Source organism: Pseudomonas sp. FeN3W, from assembly GCA_030263805.2.
GTDB classification, from domain to species: domain Bacteria; phylum Pseudomonadota; class Gammaproteobacteria; order Pseudomonadales; family Pseudomonadaceae; genus Stutzerimonas; species Stutzerimonas stutzeri_G.
Map to the genome: position 1 here is coordinate 4891342 of CP136010.1, position 19093 is coordinate 4910434.

Below are 19093 nucleotides of genomic sequence, written 5' to 3' on the forward strand. Positions count from 1 at the left end.
AGCTTTCAACTTTACAGTTGAATTTTGTAGCAGGAGTGAGGCATGCATCCGCGAGTTCTAGAAGTCACCGAGCGCCTGGTCGAGCGTAGCCGCAAGACCCGCGAGCGCTATCTGGCGATGATGGCCGCCGCCGCCAGTGAGGGTCCGCAGCGGGGCAAGCTGCAATGTGCCAACTTCGCCCACGGTGTCGCCGGCTGCAATTCCGGCGAGGACAAGCAGAGCCTGCGCCTGATGAACTCGGCCAATGTGGCCATCGTCTCGGCGTACAACGACATGCTCTCGGCGCATCAGCCTTACGAGCACTTCCCGGAAATGATTCGCCAGGCGCTGCGCGAGATCGGCTCGGTCGGCCAGGTTGCCGGCGGCGTTCCGGCGATGTGCGACGGCGTGACCCAGGGCGAGGCGGGCATGGAAATGAGCCTGGCCAGCCGCGAAGTGATCGCCATGAGCACGGCGGTCGCGCTGTCGCACAACATGTTCGACGCCGCGCTGATGCTCGGCATCTGCGACAAGATCGTGCCGGGGCTGATGATCGGCGCGCTGCGTTTCGGCCATCTGCCGACCATCTTCGTACCGGGTGGACCGATGCCCTCGGGGATTCCGAACAAGGCGAAGGCCGAGGTGCGCCAGCGTTACGCCGAAGGCAAGGCCAGCCGCGAGGAGCTGCTGGAATCGGAGATGAAGTCCTATCACAGCCCCGGTACCTGCACCTTCTACGGCACCGCCAACACCAATCAGGTGGTGATGGAAATCATGGGCTTGCACCTGCCGGGCTCATCGTTCGTCAACCCTTACACGCCGTTGCGCGATGCGCTGACCCGGGAGGCTGCGCACCAGGTCACGCGCCTGACCCATCAGGCCGGCAACTACACGCCGCTGTGTCAGGTGGTCGACGAGAAATCCATCGTCAACTCGGTGGTCGCACTCAATGCCACGGGCGGTTCGACCAACCACACCCTGCACATCCCTGCGTTCGCCCGCGCCGCCGGTATCCAGCTGACCTGGCAGGACATGGCCGATCTTTCCGAGGTGGTGCCGACGCTGGCCAAGGTCTACCCCAACGGCCAGGCCGATGTGAACCATTTCCACGCCTGTGGCGGAGTGCCGTTCATGGTGCGCACGTTGCTCGACGCCGGGCTGTTGCACGAGGACGTGCATACCGTCGCCGGCAAGGGCTTGCGCCGCTACATCCAGGAGCCGTTTCTCGACGGTGACAAGCTGGTCTGGCGCGACGGCCCGACGCAGAGCCTGGACGAAGCCATCCTGCGTCCGGCCGAGCGGCCGTTCTCGCCGGAAGGCGGGCTGCGCGTGCTGGAGGGCAACCTCGGCCGCGGCGTGACCAAGATTTCCGCCGTGGCACCCGAGCACCGCGTGGTCGAGGCGCCGGCGCGGGTATTCATCGATCAGAGCGAGCTGGCGGCGGCGTTCAAGGCCGGCGAGCTGGAGCGCGACTTCATCGCCGTGGTGCGTTTTCAGGGGCCGAAAGCCAATGGCATGCCTGAGCTGCACAAGCTCACGCCCTTCCTCGGTGTGCTGCAGGACCGTGGCTACAAGGTGGCGCTGGTCACCGACGGGCGCATGTCCGGCGCCTCCGGCAAGGTGCCGGCGGCGATCCATGTCTGCCCCGAGGCGCTGGATGGTGGCCCGCTGGCGCGGGTGCGCGATGGCGATATCATCCGCGTCGATGGTGAGACCGGCGAGTTGCGGGCGCTTGTCGAACCGGCCGAGTGGGACGCGCGGGAACCGGCGATTCGCCCTGAAGACATGGGCATCGGTTGTGGCCGCGAACTGTTCGCCTTCATGCGCGCCTCGTTCAGCACGGCAGAGCAGGGCGCCAGTGCATTTACCGAGAGTCTGGAGGCGCTCAAGTGAAGACGGCGCTGGTTGGCGACATCGGCGGTACCAATGCACGTTTCGCGCTGTGGCGCGACCAGCGGATCGAGCAGATCCGTGTGCTGCCCACGGCAGACCATGCGCGGCCAGAACTGGCAATCCGTGCCTACCTCGACGAGGTGGGCCAGCCGCTGGATGCACTGGAAGCGGTGTGCCTGGCCTGCGCCGGGCCGGTGAGCGGCGATCACTTCCGCTTCACCAACAACCACTGGCAGCTTAGCCGGCAGGCGTTCTGCCACGAACTGGGCCTCAAGGACCTGCTGCTGATCAACGACTTCACTGCGATGGCCCTCGGCATGACCCGGCTGCGCGATGACGAGCGCATCACGATCCGTGAGGGCGCGCCTGAACCCGGTCGGCCACGCCTGGTCATAGGCCCCGGCACCGGGCTGGGAGTCGCGGGGTTGCTACCGCTGTCTGGTGGCGGCTGGCGCGCCTTGCCGGGTGAGGGCGGGCATATCTGCCTGCCGATCGGCAGCGAGCGCGAAGCGGCGATCTGGACACACCTGCATCGCGCACAGGGCCATGTGAAGGCCGAGGCCGTGCTCAGCGGGCCGGGTTTGTTGACGCTCTATCGCGCCTGTTGCGTGCTGGATGGCCGATCGGCCACGCTCGACTCGCCAGCGGAAATAACCAAGGCTGCGCTGGCCGGCGAGCCCTATGCCACGGCGGTGCTGGAACAGTTCTGCCGTTGGCTGGGACGCATCGTCGGCGACAACGTGCTGACCCTCGGCGCACGCGGCGGGGTATATATCGTCGGTGGGGTGGTACCGCGCTTCGTCGAGTTCTTCATGCACAGCGGCTTTCGTGATGCCCTGTGCGAGAAGGGCCAGATGAGCGACTATTTCGATCGCTTGCCGATATGGCTGGTGACCGCACCTTACCCGGGCCTGGAAGGCGCCGGTGTGGCGTTGCAATCGCTGCTGGAGGGCGTCTAGCCGGCTGGCAGGGAAAGGCGACGGGCGATCGGATAACAACAAGAAAAAGGGACGTGACGTGAGCCAAGCAGGTAAGAACATCCTTCTGGTCGACGACGATCAGGAAATCCGCGAACTGTTGCAGGCCTACCTCAGCCGCTCGGGCTTTCATGTGCGCGGCGTGCCGGACGGCGGGCAGTTTCGCGCGGCGCTGTGCGCCGAGCCGGCCGATCTGGTGATTCTTGACGTGATGCTGCCCGACGAGGACGGCTTCAGCCTGTGCCGCTGGATTCGCCAGCACGAGCGGCTGGCTTCGATGCCGATCATCATGCTCACCGCCAGTTCCGACGAAGCCGATCGGGTGGTCGGGCTGGAGCTGGGCGCCGACGATTACCTGGGCAAGCCGTTCAGCCCGCGCGAGTTGCTGGCGCGGATCAAGGCACTGCTGCGGCGGGTCAGCTTCGCCCAGGAACGCGGCAGCGATGTGCTGGCCTTCGATGATTGGCGGCTGGACATGATCAGCCATCGCCTGTTCCACGTCGACGGCGAGGAGGTCTTTCTCTCCGGCGCCGATTTCGCCCTGCTCAAGCTGTTCCTCGACTATCCGCAGCAGATCCTCGACCGTGACACCATCGCCAATGCCACCCGTGGCCGCGAGGTGATGCCGCTGGAGCGCATCGTCGACATGGCGGTCAGTCGCCTGCGCCAGCGTCTGCGCGACACCGGCAAGTCGCCGCGGCTGATCCGCACGGTACGTGGCAGCGGTTACTTATTGGCAACCCAGGTAACGCCGCACCATGAACCTGCGCACTGAGCGGCGCCTGCGGCTGGTGCCGCGTTCGCTGCTCGGGCGCATGCTGTTGTTGACCCTGCTGGCGGTGTTGTTGGCCCAGGGCTTGTCGAGCCTGATCTGGCTGTCTCAGCTGCGTGCCAGCCAGATGGAAGGCTTGCTCACCAGCGCCCGCAGCCTGGCGCAGTCGATGGCGGCCAGCGTCAGCTACTTCCGCTCGTTGCCGCTGGGCTATCGCCCGCTGGTGCTCGATCAGTTGCGCAGCATGGGCGGTACACGTTTCTTCGTGTCGCTCAACGACAAGCCGCTGGACATGGAAATCCTCCCGGAGACGCCGCGCAAGCGTGCGGTGCTGCACGAAGTGGAGCAGGTATTGCGCCAGCGTCTGGGCGGCGCGGTGGACCTGACCATCGAGTTCGTCAGCCCGGACGACCTGCGTATCTTCAACAGCGGCATCAAGCTCGATGAGTTGCCGCGTTCCTGGGCGCACTACGCGCTGGGCCTCGAACCGCTGTCACCGCCGGTGCTGGTGACGCAGATCCAGATTGCACCGCAGGAATGGCTCTATCTGGCCTCGCTGATGCCGGCACCCTACGTCAGCCTGGAGGACGAGGGACTGCCGACCCAGCAGCTGTGGTTCATCGTGCTCACCAGCGCCTTTCTGTTGCTGTTCATCGGCCTGCTGGTGCGCTGGCAGAGCCGGCCGCTGAAGCGCTTGGCCAAGGCGGCACGAGAGTTGTCGCTGGGCGCCGAGATGCAGCCGCTGACCGAGGCCGGTGCCAGCGAGATCGTCGAGGTGAGCCGAGCCTTCAACAACATGCGCCAGCGCATCAGCCGCTATCTGACCGAACGCGGCCAGCTGTTCAGCGCGATTTCCCATGACCTGCGCACGCCCATCACGCGCCTGCGTCTGCGTGTCGAGCTGCTGGAAGACGAAGCGCAGCAGATCAAGTTCACCCGCGACCTCGACGAGCTGGAGCTGCTGGTCAAGGGCGCGCTGCAATGCGTGAAGGACACCGACATCCACGAGAACATCGAGGCGGTGGACCTCAATCTGCTCATCGAGCACATCGTCGAGCCCTACCAGGCCTGCGACCAGACCCGCGTGACCCTGGATGGGCGCGCGCTGGCGACCTACCCCGGCAAGCCGCTGGCGCTCAAGCGCTGCATCGGTAACCTGCTGGACAATGCCCTCAAATACGGCGAGCGCGCCCACCTGCATGTCGAGGATGGCAAGCAAGCGCTGGTGCTGCACGTCGATGACGAGGGCCCAGGCGTGCCCGAGCAGCGCCTGGAGCAGGTCTTCGAACCCCACGTGCGGCTCTCCGGCCAGCAGCAGGGCTACGGGCTGGGCCTGGGTATCGCGCGCAACATCGCCCATGCCCACGGCGGCGAGCTGAGCATACGCAACCTGCAGCAGGGAGGGCTGAGGGTGACCCTGACGCTACCGCGCTGATCCGGCTCAGCGTGCCTCGTTACCATCGCTGCGACTTTGTAACGGCCTTGTGACCATCGCCCATCCCTTCGTTACCCAGTGTCCATTTTCCTGCGCATAGACTCGATCCATCGCAAGCGACCTCGACTTGCCGGATAAAAACAAGAAGGTGCCTCTACATGAAAGCGATCCATCGTCTCGCTCTTTCCGTCTCCCTTGCCCTGCCAATGTTCGCCCATGCCGGCGAGGTCGAAGTTCTGCACTGGTGGACCTCGGGTGGCGAGAAGCGCGCCGCCGACACCCTGCAGAAGCTGGTCGAGCAGAAAGGCCATACCTGGAAGGACTTCGCCGTCGCCGGTGGTGGCGGCGAGGCTGCCATGACCGTACTGAAGACTCGCGCGGTTTCCGGCAACCCGCCGTCCGCCGCGCAGATCAAGGGCCCGGACATCCAGGAGTGGGGCGAACTCGGTCTGCTCGCCAACCTCGATGACACCGCCAAGGCCGAGCGCTGGGACGAGCTGCTGCCCGAGCAGGTGCGCAAGATCATGCAGTACGACGGCTCCTACGTCGCGGTGCCGGTCAACGTGCATCGGGTCAACTGGCTGTGGATCAACCCGGAGGTATTCGAGAAGGCTGGCGCCACGCCGCCGAAGACCCTCGACGAATTCTTCGCCGCGGCCGACAAGCTCAAGGCCGCCGGCTTAATCCCGGTTGCCCACGGTGGCCAGCCCTGGCAGGACGGCACCGTGTTCGAGGGCTTCGTGCTGAGCATTCTCGGCCCGGACGACTACCACAAGGCCTTCGTCGAGCTGGATAACGACACCCTGACCGGCGACAAGATGGTCCAGGCTTTCACTGCCCTGAAGAAGCTGCGCGACTACATCGACGCCGACGCCGCTGGCCGGGAGTGGAACCGTGCTACCGGCATGGTTATCGACGGCAAGGCCGGCATGCAGATCATGGGCGACTGGGCCAAGAGCGAGTTCACCGCTGCCAACAAGGTGGCTGGCGAGGATTACCAGTGCCTGCCGTTCCCCGGCACCCAGGGCAGCTTCGCCTACAACATCGACTCCCTGGCGATGTTCAAGCTCAGCGACGATGACAACCGTAAGGCCCAGGAAGACCTGGCGCGCACGGTGCTGGAGCCGGAATTCCAGACCTTCTTCAACCAGAACAAGGGCTCGATTCCGGTTCGCCAGGACCAGGACATGAGCGAGTTCGACGCCTGCGCCCAGCAGTCGATGACCGACTTCAAGGAGGCCGCCAAGGGCAGCGGCCTGCAACCCAGCCTGACCCATGGCATGGCCGCTTCGAGCTATGTGCAGGGCGCGGTGTTCGACGTCGTCACCAACTTCTTCAACGACCCCAAGGCCGACCCGCAAAAGGCGGCCAAGCAACTGGCGGCGGCGATCCAGGCCGTGCAGTAACGCCAAGGGCGGACCGCTCCGCCCGGTTCCCGAAACGTGCGTCCCGGTACATGCCTCGGCATGTGCTGCGGGCAACGACATCCCGGATTTCCACGAGGGATCACATCCATGAGTTCCATCGCGCTTCAAGCCAGGCCCGCCAAGGCCTCGCCGCTCGACGCCCTGCAGCGCTGGCTGCCCAAGCTGGTGCTGGCGCCGAGCATGCTGATCGTGCTGGTCGGCTTCTACGCCTACATCGGCTGGACCTTCCTGCTCTCGTTCACCAACTCACGCTTCATGCCCAGCTACAAGTGGGCCGGCCTGCAACAGTACGAGCGCCTGTGGGACAACGACCGCTGGTGGGTCGCCAGCCAGAACCTGGTGGTCTTCGGCGGCCTGTTCATCGTCATCAGCCTGGTGATCGGTGTGGTGCTTGCCGTACTGCTGGACCAGCGCATCCGTCGCGAGGGGCTGATCCGCACCATCTACCTGTACCCCATGGCGCTGTCGATGATCGTCACCGGCACCGCCTGGCAGTGGTTGCTCAATCCCGGCCTGGGCCTGGACAAGCTGCTGCGCGACTGGGGCTGGGAAGGTTTTCGCTTCGACTGGCTGGTGGACCCGGACCGGGTCATCTACTGCCTGGTGATCGCCGCCGTGTGGCAGGCCTCGGGCTTCGTCATGGCGCTGTTCCTGGCGGGTCTGCGCAGCGTCGATCAGTCGATCATCCGCGCCGCCCAGGTCGACGGCGCCAGCCTGCCGACCATCTACCTGCGCATCGTGCTGCCGAGCCTGCGCCCGGTGTTCTTCAGCGCGCTGATGATCCTCGCGCACATCGCGATCAAGAGCTTCGACCTGGTGGCGGCGATGACGGCTGGCGGCCCCGGCTACTCCAGCGACCTGCCGGCGATGTTCATGTACGCCCACACCTTCACCCGCGGCCAGATGGGGTTGGGGGCGGCGAGCGCCATGCTGATGCTCGGCGCGGTGATGGCGATCATCGTGCCGTACCTGTATTCCGAGCTGAGGAACAAGCGCCATGTCTGACTTCGCGCAACCGCGCCTGACCCTCGGGCGCCTGACCATCCATGCCACCCTGTTGCTGGCCTGCGCCGTCTACCTGGTGCCGCTGATCGTGATGCTGCTGACCAGCTTCAAGACCCCGGAAGACATCCGTACCGGCAATCTGCTGAGCTGGCCGGAAGCGTTCAGCGCCATGGGCTGGCTGACGGCCTGGGACAGCATCGGCGGCTACTTCTGGAACTCGGTGAAGATCGTCATCCCGGCTGTGCTGATCTCCACTGCGCTGGGGGCGATCAATGGCTACGTGCTGTCGATGTGGCGCTTCCGCGGCTCGCAGCTGTTCTTCGGCCTGCTGCTGTTCGGCTGCTTCCTGCCATTCCAGGTGATCCTGCTGCCGGCGTCCTTCACCCTCGGCAAGCTCGGCCTGGCCAACACCACCACCGGTCTGGTGCTGGTCCACGTGGTCTACGGGCTGGCCTTCACCACGCTGTTCTTCCGCAACTTCTACGTCAGTGTGCCAGATGCACTGGTTCGCGCGGCGCGGCTGGACGGCGCCGGCTTCTTCACCATTTTCGGACGCATCCTGCTGCCGATGTCGGTGCCGATCATCATGGTCTGCCTGATCTGGCAGTTCACCCAGATCTGGAACGATTTCCTCTTCGGCGTGGTGTTCGCCAGTGGCGATACCCAGCCGGTCACCGTGGCGCTGAACAACCTGGTCAACACCAGCACTGGCGCCAAGCAATACAACGTCGACATGGCCGCAGCGATGATCGCCGGCCTGCCCACGCTGGTGGTCTACGTGGTCGCCGGCAAATATTTCCTGCGCGGGCTGACTGCCGGCGCCGTCAAGGGTTGAGGAGAACAACGATGGCTTCCCTGGAACTGCGCAACGTTCAAAAGAGTTATGGCAACAGCCAGATCGCAACGCTCAAGGAGATCGCGCTGAAGATCGACGCCGGTGAGTTCCTGATCCTCGTCGGCCCCTCAGGCTGCGGTAAATCCACGCTGATGAACTGCATCGCCGGGCTGGAGAACATCACCGGCGGCGAGATTCTCGTCGACGGCGAGGACATCAGTCAGGCCAGCCCGAAGGATCGCGACATCGCCATGGTGTTCCAGTCCTACGCGCTGTATCCGACCATGAGCGTGCGCGACAACATCGCCTTCGGCCTGAAGATGCGCAAGGTGCCGGCGGCGAAGATCGAGGAGGAAGTGGCGCGGGTGGCCAAGCTGCTGCAGATCGAGCCACTGCTCGAGCGCAAGCCGGCGCAGCTCTCCGGCGGCCAGCAGCAGCGCGTGGCCATGGGCCGGGCGCTGGCGCGGCGGCCGAAGATCTACCTGTTCGATGAGCCGCTGTCGAACCTCGACGCCAAGCTGCGGGTGGAGATGCGCACCGAAATCAAGCTGATGCACCAGCGCCTGAAGACCACCACGGTATATGTCACCCATGACCAGATCGAGGCGATGACCCTCGGCGACAAGGTCGCGGTGATGAAGGACGGCGTGATCCAGCAGTTCGGTACGCCGCACGAGATCTACAACGACCCGGCCAACCTGTTCGTCGCCAGCTTCATCGGCTCGCCGCCGATGAACTTCGTACCGCTGCGCATCCGCCAGCGCGACGGGCGCTGGGTCGGGGTGCTCAACAGCGAACAGGGCAGCTGCGAACTGCCGCTGCCGATCACCAGCGACGACGGCCTGCGTGATCGCGAACTCATCCTCGGCATTCGCCCTGAACAGATCGGCCTCGCCGAAGTCGGAACAGCTGATTTTTCGCTGGCGGTCGACATCGAAGTGGTGGAACCCACCGGGCCAGACACCTTGGTGGTGTTCACGCTGAATCAGGTCAAGGCCTGTTGCCGGTTGACACCGGACCAGGCTCCGCGAGTGGGGGAGACGCTCAATCTGCAGTTCGACCCGCGCAAGGCGCTGCTCTTCGATGCCCAGACCGGCGAGCGGCTTGGCGTCGTGCAGCCGGAGCCGGTGCGCGAGAGCAAGGTCACCCGGCTGGTTTCCAACGGAACGGGCACAGCGCAGTGAACAGCCGCCTGCCTTGCCAGCAGGCGGTCGATGAAAGTGGATGGTTACAGGAATGAACAGAGCCGTCTCGGCTCGATCCAGCGATCAATAACAACAAAAGCGGAGTGGATATGAACAAAACACTGACAGCCCTGGGCGTTGCCAGCGCCATTGCGGGTCTGAGCCTGCCTCTCGGCGCCCATGCCCTGGAGTTCACCGGTTACATGCGCAGCGGGGTCGGCGAATCGGTCAACAGCGATTCGCAGTCCTGCTTCCAATTGCCCGGTGCGCCGAGCAAGTACCGCCTGGGTAACGAGTGCGAGCAATACGCCGAGCTCGACCTGCGCCAGGACCTCTACACCTTCGCCGATGGCTCGGTACTGAGCCTGGAAGGCATGGCAGCGCTGTACAACCAGTACAACCACACCCCGGAATTCACCGGCGACCACGGTTGGGCGCGAATGGTCCAGGCCTATGCCGAATGGAGCAAGGTGCCGGCGCTGAATAACGGCTCGCTGTGGGCGGGCCGCCGTTTCTACAAGCGTAACGACATCCACATCTCCGACTTCTACTACTGGAACCAGAGCGCCACCGGCGCCGGTGTCGAGGACATCGAGATCGGCGGGCTGAAGTACAGCTACGCCTTCTCGCGCAAGGACAACGTGTTCCAGAAGGACTACGTCACCCGCCATGACTTCAACGTCGGTGGCTTCGACAGCAACCCGGGCGGTGAGCTGGAGCTCGGCCTGAGCTATCTCGACAAACCCAGTCGCGATGACGCCAACAGCGGTTGGGCGGTGACGGTGCAGCACGTGCAGTCCGACTTTCTCGGCGGCAAGAACACCCTGGCGCTGCAGTACGGCGAAGGGCCGGGCACCGGCCTCGGCTACACCGGCGACGTGACCCTGGATGACAGCGCCAAGAGCTGGCGGGTGGTGGAGTACTTCGACTGGCAGGTGACGCCGCGCTTCGGCGGCCAGGCCCAGCTGGTCTATCAGAAGGACAAGCGCGCCGACGGCGGCGATCAGGACTGGTGGTCGGTGGGGGCCCGCCCGGTCTATGCGTTCAGCGAGCAGTTCAAGCTCGTCGCCGAGGTCGGCCACGACCAGATCGACGCCACCGACGGCACGCGCAAACTGACGAAGTTCACCATCGCGCCGACCTGGTCACCCGCTGGCCCTGGCTTCTGGGCGCGGCCGGAGTTCCGTCTGTACTACACCTATGCCAGCTGGAACGAGGCGGCGCAGCGTGCGGCCAACCTGATGGCCGAAGGCACGGCGCTGTCGGACACCGGTGCGTTCGGCAATGCCCGCCATGGTTTGAACTTCGGCGTGCAGGTCGAACATTGGTGGTGACCGGCTAGCGCGTCGCCATCCAGATCAGCAGGCCGGCCTGGAACAGCGCCAGCGCAATCAAACAGACGATGGTGAAGCGCAGCGCACCGTCCTCACGGCGGAAGCGGGCGATGCGCTCCTGCAGGTCGCGGATCTGGTTTTCCTGCGCCTGCAGGTTGCGGTCGGCCTGTTCCAGCATCGCCGCCGCCTCCTGCAGTTCCACCACCTGCACCTTCTCGCTGTTCCAGTCCGCTCGCAGGGCGCTGACCCTCGGTGCGCCATAGGTTGGCTTGGCCGCCTGATCCTTCGGGTAGTCGATGTCGAAGCCCTGGGTGCGCAGGCAATGGTCACGGCGCAAGCGCTGGTCGTCGCTCGACACGTCCTTGGGCAGCGATCCGCCCTCGACCAGATAATGGCCCCAACGCCGTTGGGCCCATGCCGCGCCCTGCGCCAACAGAAAGCGGCCAAGTCCGCGATTGCTTGGCTCCAGCCGCAGGCCCGAATCCGGCCCGAGGCGTAGCTCCTTGCTGCGGTGGTCCGCCCAGACCTCCAGCACGTTGTTCTTGCGCGAGCGCACCTGGCCGGGAATGTTGATGAACATTCGCAGCAGGCTCTGCTCCGGGGTATGCCGTTCCAGTTGCGCAAGTTCGACGAAACGCAGCGGGCGCGCGCCGCCGTCGCGCTCAGTGGGCTGTTGCGCCAGGCGCAGCAGGCGGAAACGGTCGGGCTTGAGCTCTGCCCACGGATGCTTCGCTACTGCCGGCTGGTCTTTTTCAGTGCTCTGGGTGGTTTCGCTGTCGGTCATCTGCGCGTTCCTGGGCCTGCGCGGCGGCTCGTTCAGGAGCCGATCGGGCCCTCGTCAAGCGGGCTATCGGCAGCGCGGCGCCTAACTGGAGGCTGGCAGGATGCCATTGGCCTGCAGAAAGTGCCGGATACGCTCCTGCAAGCCCCAGGCGAGCGGCAGATCGGGGTCGTCATAGGAGGCCAGCTGTCGCGCATCCGCCGGCACGATGCGCAGCACATGGTTCATGCCATCGATCAGCGCCAGCTCGGCGTCGGGCTTGGCACGCTGCAGGGCTTCGGCGTCCTCGATGCCGACCTGGATGTCGTGGCGGCCCTGGATGATCAGTGCGGGAGTCTCGACGGCTGCGAAGGCCTCGGCGGGGTCGTAGGCGAACAGTGAAATCAGGTACGGCTGCACGCTGGGGCGGAACAGCACCTGCAACGGCTCCGGCACTTCGGCGTGGGTTTGGCCGGCCTTGAGCTCATCGATCAGAAAATGACTGGTGGCGAGCAGTGCCGGCGGCAGGCGCCCCTGCAGTTGCTCGCGCAGCACCTCGTCGATCGGCCGGCCGCTGCCGGCGATGCTGATCAGCGCCGCGGCGTCCGACTTCGGCGCGGCGAGACTGGCGATCAGCGCGCCTTCGCTGTGGCCAACGAGGATCAGCTGGCTGAAACGGGGGTCATCCTTGAGCTTCGTGCTCCAGGCCTGCGCATCGCTGACATAGGCCTCGACGCTGAGGTCGCGCTCGTCCGCTGCGGCCGCCAGGCTGGCGCCGACGCCGCGCTTGTCGTAGCGCAGGCTGGCCACGCCCAGTTTGGCCAGGCCCTGGGCCAGGCGCTTGAGGCTGTCGTTGCGTCCGGCCGGGTTGTTGCCGTTGCGGTCGGTCGGGCCGGAACCTGCGATCAGCAGCGCTACCGGTACCGGCTGGTCGCTTTTGGGCAGCAACAGACTGCCCTGCAGCACGCCACTGCCGGTGTCCAGGTTCAGGGTCTGATTGAGCAGGGTCTGCGCCTGCAGGAAAGAAGGGGACATGGTCAGTAGCAGCAGTATCAGCAGGGCACGCATGGAAGGATTTCGTTGGTCACGGAGCAGGTTGGACGCGGCAATCGACGCAAAGGTCAGTATGCGCCGGCAACAGGAGCGATGACAGCGTAGCGGCCTCAGGTATACTTCCGGCCCCTGTTTTTCGGTCGATCGCGGAGCGTCCTGCATGTCCGGCAATACCTACGGCAAGCTGTTCACCGTCACCACTGCCGGCGAAAGCCATGGTCCTGCGCTGGTGGCCATCGTCGACGGCTGTCCGCCCGGGCTGGAGCTGTCGCTGGACGATCTGCAGCGCGACCTCGACCGTCGCAAGCCGGGCACCAGCCGGCACACCACGCAGCGCCAGGAAGCCGACGAGGTGGAAATCCTCTCCGGCGTGTTCGAAGGCAGGACCACCGGTTGCCCGATCGGCCTGCTGATCCGCAACACCGACCAGAAGTCCAAGGACTACTCGGCGATCAAGGACCTGTTCCGTCCGGCTCACGCCGACTACAGCTACCACCACAAGTACGGCCTGCGCGACTACCGCGGCGGTGGCCGTTCCTCGGCGCGTGAGACCGCCATGCGCGTCGCCGCCGGTGCCATCGCCAAGAAATATCTGGCGACCCTGGGCATCCAGGTGCGTGGCTACATGAGCCAGCTCGGGCCGATCGAGATCCCGTTCAAGACCTGGGACAGCGTCGAGCAGAACGCCTTCTTCAGCCCCGACCCGGACAAGGTGCCGGAACTCGAGGCCTACATGGATCAGCTGCGCCGCGACCAGGATTCGGTGGGCGCGAAGATCACCGTGGTTGCCGATGGCGTACCGCCGGGCCTTGGCGAGCCGATCTTCGACCGTCTGGACGCCGAGCTGGCCCACGCGCTGATGAGCATCAATGCGGTCAAGGGCGTGGAAATCGGTGCCGGTTTCGCCTCGGTGGCCCAGCGCGGCACCGAACACCGTGACGAGCTGACGCCGCAGGGGTTCCTCTCCAACAATGCCGGCGGCATTCTCGGTGGCATCTCCTCGGGACAGCCGATCATTGCCCACCTGGCGCTCAAGGCTACGTCCAGCATCACCACGCCAGGGCAGTCGATCGATGTGAATGGCGCGCCGGTCGAGGTCATCACCAAGGGGCGCCATGACCCCTGCGTCGGTATCCGCGCCACGCCGATCGCCGAGGCGATGATGGCCATCGTGCTGCTCGACCACCTGCTGCGCCACCGCGCGCAGAATGCCGACGTACGCGTGAGCACGCCGGTGTTGGGGCAACGATGAGCTTGAAGTCGTAGGTTGGGTTGAGGAGCGCAGCGACGAAGCCCAACGAGCAAGGGTTCGGCCTGCTTAATGGCTGATCCGGGAACGTTGGGCTTCGCTGCGCTCAACCCAACCTACCAGATGCTTCTGCTTGTAGCTTATGACTGTTTCTTTGCCATACTGGCGCCTCTCCGGCTTCTACTTCTTCTATTTCGCCCTGCTGGGGGCGACCGCGCCGTTTCTCGGCCTGTACTTCGATCATCTGGGTTTCTCTCCGGAGCGGATCGGCGAGCTGATCGCCATTCCCATGCTGATGCGCTGCGTGGCGCCGAACCTCTGGGGCTGGTTGGGCGATGCAACCGGTCGCCGGCTGGAAATCGTCCGTCTCGGTGCGCTGTGCACCTTGCTCTCCTTCGGGCTGATCTTCTTCGACAAGAGCTTTGCCTGGCTGGCGCTGGTGATGGCGTTGCATGCGTTCTTCTGGCACGCGGTGTTGCCGCAGTTCGAAGTCATCACCCTGGCGCATCTGCACGAGCAGACCGAGCGCTACAGTCAGGTCAGGCTGTGGGGCAGCATCGGTTTCATCTTCGCGGTGGTGGGGCTCGGGCTGCTGTTCCAGCAGCTGAGCCTCGATCTTTACCCGACTGCAGTGGCCTTCGTGATGGTCGGCATCGTGCTGAGCAGCGTCTGGGTGCCCAACGCTCAGCCGCGGCAACGCGCCGAGACGGCCGGGCAGGGCGGGTTCCTCACCCAACTGCACCGACCTGGCGTACTGGCCTTCTACGGCTGCGTGGCGTTGATGCAGCTGGCCCATGGGCCGTACTACACCTTCTTCAGCATTCACCTGGAAGCACTGGGCTACAGCCGCAGCTTTATCGGGCTGATGTGGGCGCTGGGCGTGGTCGCGGAAATCCTGCTGTTCCTGGTGATGGCGCGTTTGCTCGAGCGTTTCTCGCTGCGTCAGGTGCTGCTGGCCAGCTTCCTGATTGCCGCGCTGCGCTGGGTATTGCTCGGGCAGTTCGCCGAGCACCTCGCCGTGCTGCTGATCGCGCAGCTGATGCACGCGGCGACCTTCGGCAGTTTCCATGTGGCCGCCATCCACTTCGTCCAGCGCAGTTTCGGCCACCGCCAGCAGGGCCAGGGTCAGGCGCTGTATGCCAGCCTGTCCGGCATCGGTGGAGCGCTGGGTGCACTCTACGCCGGCTATGCCTGGTCCGGCCTGGGGCCGGCCTGGTCGTTCGCCATCGCCAGTCTGGCGGCGCTGGCCGCAGCCGCTATCATTGCCTTCCGTTTGCAGGAGGATCGCGCATGACTGCCACACGTCAGCACCTGAGCCAGGCGATCATCGACGCCGGCCGCTTCTTGTATGGCCGTGGCTGGTCGCCGGCGACCAGTAGCAACTACTCGGCGCGCCTGACCAGCGCCGAACTGCTGCTGACCGTTTCCGGCCGGCACAAGGGCGCGCTGACTGCCGATGACCTGCTGGCAGTGGACATGCACGGCAACAGCCTGGAAGAGGGCAAGAGGCCGTCGGCGGAAACGCTGCTGCATACCCAGCTGTATCGCTGGAAGCCGGAGATCGGCGCGGTGCTGCACACCCATTCGGTCAATGCCACGGTGCTGTCCCGCGTCGCCCTGGCCGATTCGCTGGTGTTCGCCGATTACGAGCTGCAAAAGGCCTTCAGCGGTATCTCCAGCCATGAATCGCAGGTGCTGGTGCCGATCTTCGACAACGATCAGGACATCGCCGCCCTGGCCGCCAGGGTGCAGCCGTGGCTCGACGAGCATCCCGATTGCGTCGGCTACCTGATTCGCGGTCACGGCCTGTACACCTGGGGCGAGGCGATGAGCGATGCGCTGCGGCAGATCGAGGCGTTCGAATTTCTGTTCGAATGCGACCTGAAGATGCGTGCCCTGCAGCCCAGATAAATTCCAGCCTGCCCGGTAGCGACCGGTCAGACGACCTTTTCGGAGAGCCGAACATGAGTGTCCTCAGCGTCTATCACGAGTCCCGCCCCGACCAACCGCTCAAGGTGCTGACCCACCTCGAAGACATCGCCCCGACGCTGGCCAAGGTCGGTGTGCAGCTGGAGCGCTGGGAGGCCAGCGCACCAATCGCCGCCGGAGCCAGCCAGGAAGAGGTGATCGCCGCCTATCGGCCGCAGATCGACAAGCTGATGACCGAGCGTGGCTACGTCACGGTGGATGTGATCAGCCTGACCCGCGATCACCCGCAGAAGGACGAGCTGCGCGCGAAGTTTCTTGATGAGCATCGCCACGCCGAGGACGAAGTGCGCTTCTTCGTTGCCGGGCGCGGGCTGTTTACCCTGCATATCGACGACATGGTCTACGCCGTATTGTGCGAAAAGAACGACCTGATCTCCGTGCCCGCCGGCACGCGCCACTGGTTCGACATGGGCGAAGAGCCGCACTTCGTCGCCATCCGCCTGTTCAACAATCCGGACGGCTGGGTCGCGGAATTCACTGGCGAAAGCATCGCCGATCAGTTCCCGCGGCTGGACGACTGAGATGCCGATCAAGGCGATCCTCACCGACATCGAAGGCACCACCAGCGCCGTCGCCTTCGTCTTCGACGTGCTGTTCCCCTATGCCCGCGAGCATTTGCCGGCTTACATCCGCAGCCACGCCGACGAGCCTGCGGTCGCCGCGCAGCTCGAGGCGGTGCGTAGCGAAAGCGGTGAGGCCGATGCGGATATCGAGCGCGTCATCGAGATACTGCTCGGCTGGATCGCCAGTGATCGCAAGGCTACCTCGCTCAAGGCGCTGCAAGGCATGATCTGGGCCCAGGGCTATCGAGCCGGTCAGCTCAAGGGCCACGTCTACCCGGACGCAGTAGCCGCGCTACGGGAGTGGAAGGCGCAGGGTTATACGCTGTATGTGTATTCCTCCGGCTCGATCCAGGCGCAGCAGCTGATCTTCGGCTGTTCCGAGGCCGGCGACCTGACGCCGCTGTTCTCCGGTTATTTCGATACCACCAGCGGGCACAAGCGCGAGGTGGCCTCCTACCAGCGCATCGCCGAAGCCATCGGCGTGCCGGCCGCCGAGGTGCTGTTCCTCTCCGACGTGGTCGAAGAACTCGATGCCGCGCAGCAGGCCGGCATGCACGTCTGCGGGCTGGGCCGCGATGGCGGTGCGCTCGGTGAGCATGAAACCGTCGCCAGCTTTGCGCAGATCGACCCGCGGCGTTACTGAGCCGCCAGGCGATTACTGAACCCTGCCGCCGCGCTGGCATCCTAGTTTAGGTACTCACCCAAACAGGAGCGAACCCATGGGAGATGCCTTCGGCGGTATTTTCGGCCTGCTCATCCTGATACTGGATATCTGGGCGATCATCAGCATTGTTCGCAGCGACAGCACCGGCGGCAAGAAGGTGCTCTGGGTGCTTCTGATCGTTCTGCTGCCAGTGCTCGGCTTGATCATCTGGGGAATCATGGGGCCGCGCGGCAATCGTCCCGACGCGCGCGGGCCACATCGGTAGCCGTCGATGGAAAGCCTCAGCGGCCCGCTGGCCATCGCGGTGCTCGTGCTCGACATCCTCGCCATCGCTTATGTCTGGCGCAGTCGCATCGAGGTCGGGCGCAAGGTTGTCTGGTCATGTGTGATCCTGCTGCTGCCCGTGGTCGGTCTGATCATGTGGGCGGTAGCGGCCGGGCCGTTCGGCAAGGCGCGGTTGTGACACATGTGGCGCTGCGGCCTGCTGATCGGTCTGCTGGCCTTTGCTGTTGAGCCGCTCCTGGCTGACGACGCGGTGGCCTGGCAGGCATTGCGCGAGGGGCGGGCGGTACTTGTCATGCGTCACGCCAGCGCGCCTGGCTTCGGTGATCCCGAAGGCTTCGTTCTCGAAGACTGCAAAACCCAGCGAAATCTGAATCAGCGCGGCCGGGATGAGGCCCGGCGCTGGGGCGCGCGGCTGCGCGAAGCGGGGCTGAATGAAGTGCGCTTGTTCAGCAGTCGCTGGTGCCGCGCGCTGGAGACCGCCGAGCACATGGCGCTGGGCCCGGTGGAGCCACTGCCTGCGCTGGATTCGTTTTTCACATCGCCGGCAAACGAGCAGTGGCATACCGACGCCTTGCGCGAGGCCGTCGAGCAATTGCCGGTCGGTGAGATAGCGGTGCTGGTCACTCACCAGGTCAACATCACCGCACTGACGGGCATCTTCCCGCAGTCGGGCGAGGGATTGATTCTGGAGCGCCCGCTAACGAGTCCGCCCAGGGTGCTAACGCGCATCGCGCCGCCTTAGCCACCCTTGGCCGTTTTGGAATAGTTGTCCCAGATATGGATGGCCGCATAGGCGCGCCACGGACGCCAGGGTTCGGCGCGTTCGGCCAGCGCCTTGGCGCTGATGCCGTCTGCACCCCACAGTGGCGCTTTCAGTAATCCCAGATCGGCAGCGGGAAAGGCGTCCGCGACGCCGAAGCCCCGTAGCGCGATGTATTCGGCTGTCCAGGGACCTATCCCCGGCAATTCGCAGAGTCGTCGCACCAGCGCATCGGCACCATCTTCCACGTGCAGCAGCAGCGCGCCTTCGGCCACCGCGGTCGCGAGGCGGCGCAGCGCCTGGGCTCGCTTGGATGGCATGCCGATGTTCTCCAGCGGGTCATCGGCGATGGCCTGTGCGCTAGGGAAGAGCCGCTCCAGCCCCGGCGGGGCGTCCCGCAGCGTCTCGCCGAGGCGTTCCACCAGGCGCCGCGTAATGGTCACCGCCGCCTTGACCGTGACCTGCTGGCCGACCACCGCCCGCACCGCCTGTTCGAACGGGTCGTAGGCGGCCGGCAGGCGCAGGCCGGGGTGCGCGGCGATCAGCGGCCCGAGTGCGGGATCGCTAGCGAAATGCGTGGCGATGGCCTGCGGATCGGCATCCAGATCGAACATCTTGCGAACCTGTCCGACGAGTGGCTGGGTGGCATGTTGCAAAGAGTCGCTGAGCATCAGTTCGAGCGCCGGGCGGTCGGCCTGCGCGCGCACGCGGAGCCAGCCGCTGGCTTCGCCAACGCGCAGCGTGCGCGAGTAGCCGTCAGTGTCCAGCAGTTCCACGCCGGGTAACAGACGCAGGGCGAAGTGGTGGTGAAACTGCTGCCATTCCCAGGGTTCGAGGTAGGGCAATTGGATGATTTCGCTCATGACCCGACTCTAGGATCTCCCGATGGCCTTGTCGTCCCGAAGTGTGCTTTTGCTGCCTGCGGTTTC

General features: G+C 65.1%; 20 protein-coding genes. 17 read left to right on the forward strand and 3 right to left on the reverse strand.

The features are described 5' to 3' along the window. Window positions 1-42 precede the first annotated feature (42 nt). From edd to P5704_023200, 9 genes are all read left to right on the forward strand, one after another. Window positions 43-1872 carry a phosphogluconate dehydratase gene (gene edd / locus P5704_023160; GenBank protein ID WOF78855.1) on the forward strand — a complete coding sequence of 610 codons (1830 nt, stop codon included), beginning with the start codon at window positions 43-45 and terminating at the stop codon, window positions 1870-1872. After that, window positions 1869-2831: a glucokinase gene (locus P5704_023165; GenBank protein WOF78856.1), complete on the forward strand. Its 963-nt coding sequence runs from the start codon at window positions 1869-1871 to the stop codon at window positions 2829-2831. Before edd ends, P5704_023165 begins: the two co-directional genes overlap by 4 nt. 58 nt (window positions 2832-2889) lie before the next feature. Beyond that, the gene (locus tag P5704_023170) at window positions 2890-3624 is read left to right on the forward strand and encodes a response regulator transcription factor (protein ID WOF78857.1); all 735 of its coding nucleotides are present in this window, start codon (window positions 2890-2892) and stop codon (window positions 3622-3624) included. 16 nt (window positions 3625-3640) lie between these two features. Next, entirely contained in the window at window positions 3641-5056 is a 1416-nt protein-coding gene (locus tag P5704_023175; GenBank protein WOF81317.1) for an ATP-binding protein, read from the forward strand. A gap of 158 nt (window positions 5057-5214) precedes the next feature. Further along, window positions 5215-6462 (forward strand): ABC transporter substrate-binding protein, encoded by a 1248-nt coding sequence (locus tag P5704_023180; protein ID WOF78858.1) that lies wholly within the window; start codon window positions 5215-5217, stop codon window positions 6460-6462. 108 nt (window positions 6463-6570) lie between these two features. Then, the gene (locus tag P5704_023185) at window positions 6571-7488 is read left to right on the forward strand and encodes a sugar ABC transporter permease (protein ID WOF78859.1); all 918 of its coding nucleotides are present in this window, start codon (window positions 6571-6573) and stop codon (window positions 7486-7488) included. Continuing rightward, window positions 7481-8323: a carbohydrate ABC transporter permease gene (locus tag P5704_023190; protein WOF78860.1), complete on the forward strand. Its 843-nt coding sequence runs from the start codon at window positions 7481-7483 to the stop codon at window positions 8321-8323. The genes P5704_023185 and P5704_023190 overlap by 8 nt, the downstream gene beginning before the upstream one ends. An 11-nt stretch (window positions 8324-8334) precedes the next feature. Further along, window positions 8335-9507: a sn-glycerol-3-phosphate ABC transporter ATP-binding protein UgpC gene (ugpC, locus tag P5704_023195; GenBank protein WOF78861.1), complete on the forward strand. Its 1173-nt coding sequence runs from the start codon at window positions 8335-8337 to the stop codon at window positions 9505-9507. Between the two features lie 110 nt (window positions 9508-9617). Continuing rightward, window positions 9618-10841, forward strand: a complete 1224-nt coding sequence (locus P5704_023200) for a carbohydrate porin (GenBank protein WOF78862.1) — start codon at window positions 9618-9620, stop codon at window positions 10839-10841. Window positions 10842-10845: 4 nt separating this feature from the next. On the opposite strand, the gene P5704_023205 is transcribed toward P5704_023200, so the two are convergent. Beyond that, window positions 10846-11625, reverse strand: coding sequence for a hypothetical protein (locus P5704_023205; protein ID WOF78863.1), 780 nt, complete (start codon window positions 11623-11625; stop codon window positions 10846-10848). 81 nt (window positions 11626-11706) lie between these two features. After that, complete coding sequence (locus P5704_023210) at window positions 11707-12669, reverse strand: alpha/beta fold hydrolase (protein WOF78864.1); 963 nt, start codon at window positions 12667-12669, stop codon at window positions 11707-11709. Window positions 12670-12814: 145 nt separating this feature from the next. On the opposite strand from P5704_023210, the gene aroC reads away from it, so the two are divergent. The 8 genes from aroC to P5704_023250 all read left to right on the forward strand — a co-directional run bounded on the left by aroC (window position 12815) and on the right by P5704_023250 (window position 18146). Beyond that, entirely contained in the window at window positions 12815-13906 is a 1092-nt protein-coding gene (gene aroC, locus P5704_023215; GenBank protein WOF78865.1) for a chorismate synthase, read from the forward strand. A gap of 139 nt (window positions 13907-14045) precedes the next feature. Then, complete coding sequence (locus P5704_023220) at window positions 14046-15197, forward strand: MFS transporter (GenBank protein WOF78866.1); 1152 nt, start codon at window positions 14046-14048, stop codon at window positions 15195-15197. Continuing rightward, window positions 15194-15814 (forward strand): methylthioribulose 1-phosphate dehydratase, encoded by a 621-nt coding sequence (locus P5704_023225; GenBank protein WOF78867.1) that lies wholly within the window; start codon window positions 15194-15196, stop codon window positions 15812-15814. The genes P5704_023220 and P5704_023225 overlap by 4 nt, the downstream gene beginning before the upstream one ends. Window positions 15815-15867: 53 nt before the next feature. Then, on the forward strand, window positions 15868-16413 hold the full coding sequence (locus tag P5704_023230) for an acireductone dioxygenase (GenBank protein WOF78868.1): 546 nt from the start codon (window positions 15868-15870) through the stop codon (window positions 16411-16413). A gap of 1 nt (window position 16414) precedes the next feature. Beyond that, the gene (gene mtnC, locus P5704_023235; protein WOF78869.1) at window positions 16415-17098 is read left to right on the forward strand and encodes an acireductone synthase; all 684 of its coding nucleotides are present in this window, start codon (window positions 16415-16417) and stop codon (window positions 17096-17098) included. A 76-nt stretch (window positions 17099-17174) separates the two neighbouring features. Beyond that, complete coding sequence (locus P5704_023240) at window positions 17175-17384, forward strand: PLDc N-terminal domain-containing protein (protein WOF78870.1); 210 nt, start codon at window positions 17175-17177, stop codon at window positions 17382-17384. Window positions 17385-17390: 6 nt separating this feature from the next. Beyond that, a complete protein-coding gene (locus tag P5704_023245; GenBank protein ID WOF78871.1) occupies window positions 17391-17582 on the forward strand; it encodes a PLD nuclease N-terminal domain-containing protein in 192 nt (63 codons plus the stop codon). Window positions 17583-17585: 3 nt separating this feature from the next. Then, the gene (locus P5704_023250) at window positions 17586-18146 is read left to right on the forward strand and encodes a histidine phosphatase family protein (GenBank protein ID WOF78872.1); all 561 of its coding nucleotides are present in this window, start codon (window positions 17586-17588) and stop codon (window positions 18144-18146) included. Here the strand turns inward: P5704_023250 and P5704_023255 are convergent. Continuing rightward, a complete protein-coding gene (locus tag P5704_023255) occupies window positions 18143-19027 on the reverse strand; it encodes a DNA-3-methyladenine glycosylase (GenBank protein ID WOF78873.1) in 885 nt (294 codons plus the stop codon). The genes P5704_023250 and P5704_023255 overlap by 4 nt on opposite strands. Window positions 19028-19093: the final 66 nt, after the last annotated feature.

Coding starts and splice junctions, on each gene's coding strand:
- edd (WOF78855.1), top strand. CDS start 43: ATGCATCCGCGAGTTCTAGAAGTCACCGAGCGCCTGGTCGAGCGTAGC.
- P5704_023180 (WOF78858.1), top strand. CDS start 5,215: ATGAAAGCGATCCATCGTCTCGCTCTTTCCGTCTCCCTTGCCCTGCCA.
- P5704_023185 (WOF78859.1), top strand. CDS start 6,571: ATGAGTTCCATCGCGCTTCAAGCCAGGCCCGCCAAGGCCTCGCCGCTC.
- P5704_023190 (WOF78860.1), top strand. CDS start 7,481: ATGTCTGACTTCGCGCAACCGCGCCTGACCCTCGGGCGCCTGACCATC.
- ugpC (WOF78861.1), top strand. CDS start 8,335: ATGGCTTCCCTGGAACTGCGCAACGTTCAAAAGAGTTATGGCAACAGC.
- P5704_023200 (WOF78862.1), top strand. CDS start 9,618: ATGAACAAAACACTGACAGCCCTGGGCGTTGCCAGCGCCATTGCGGGT.
- P5704_023205 (WOF78863.1), bottom strand. CDS start 11,625: ATGACCGACAGCGAAACCACCCAGAGCACTGAAAAAGACCAGCCGGCA.
- P5704_023210 (WOF78864.1), bottom strand. CDS start 12,669: ATGCGTGCCCTGCTGATACTGCTGCTACTGACCATGTCCCCTTCTTTC.
- aroC (WOF78865.1), top strand. CDS start 12,815: ATGTCCGGCAATACCTACGGCAAGCTGTTCACCGTCACCACTGCCGGC.
- P5704_023220 (WOF78866.1), top strand. CDS start 14,046: ATGACTGTTTCTTTGCCATACTGGCGCCTCTCCGGCTTCTACTTCTTC.
- P5704_023225 (WOF78867.1), top strand. CDS start 15,194: ATGACTGCCACACGTCAGCACCTGAGCCAGGCGATCATCGACGCCGGC.
- P5704_023230 (WOF78868.1), top strand. CDS start 15,868: ATGAGTGTCCTCAGCGTCTATCACGAGTCCCGCCCCGACCAACCGCTC.
- mtnC (WOF78869.1), top strand. CDS start 16,415: ATGCCGATCAAGGCGATCCTCACCGACATCGAAGGCACCACCAGCGCC.
- P5704_023240 (WOF78870.1), top strand. CDS start 17,175: ATGGGAGATGCCTTCGGCGGTATTTTCGGCCTGCTCATCCTGATACTG.
- P5704_023245 (WOF78871.1), top strand. CDS start 17,391: ATGGAAAGCCTCAGCGGCCCGCTGGCCATCGCGGTGCTCGTGCTCGAC.
- P5704_023250 (WOF78872.1), top strand. CDS start 17,586: ATGTGGCGCTGCGGCCTGCTGATCGGTCTGCTGGCCTTTGCTGTTGAG.
- P5704_023255 (WOF78873.1), bottom strand. CDS start 19,027: ATGAGCGAAATCATCCAATTGCCCTACCTCGAACCCTGGGAATGGCAG.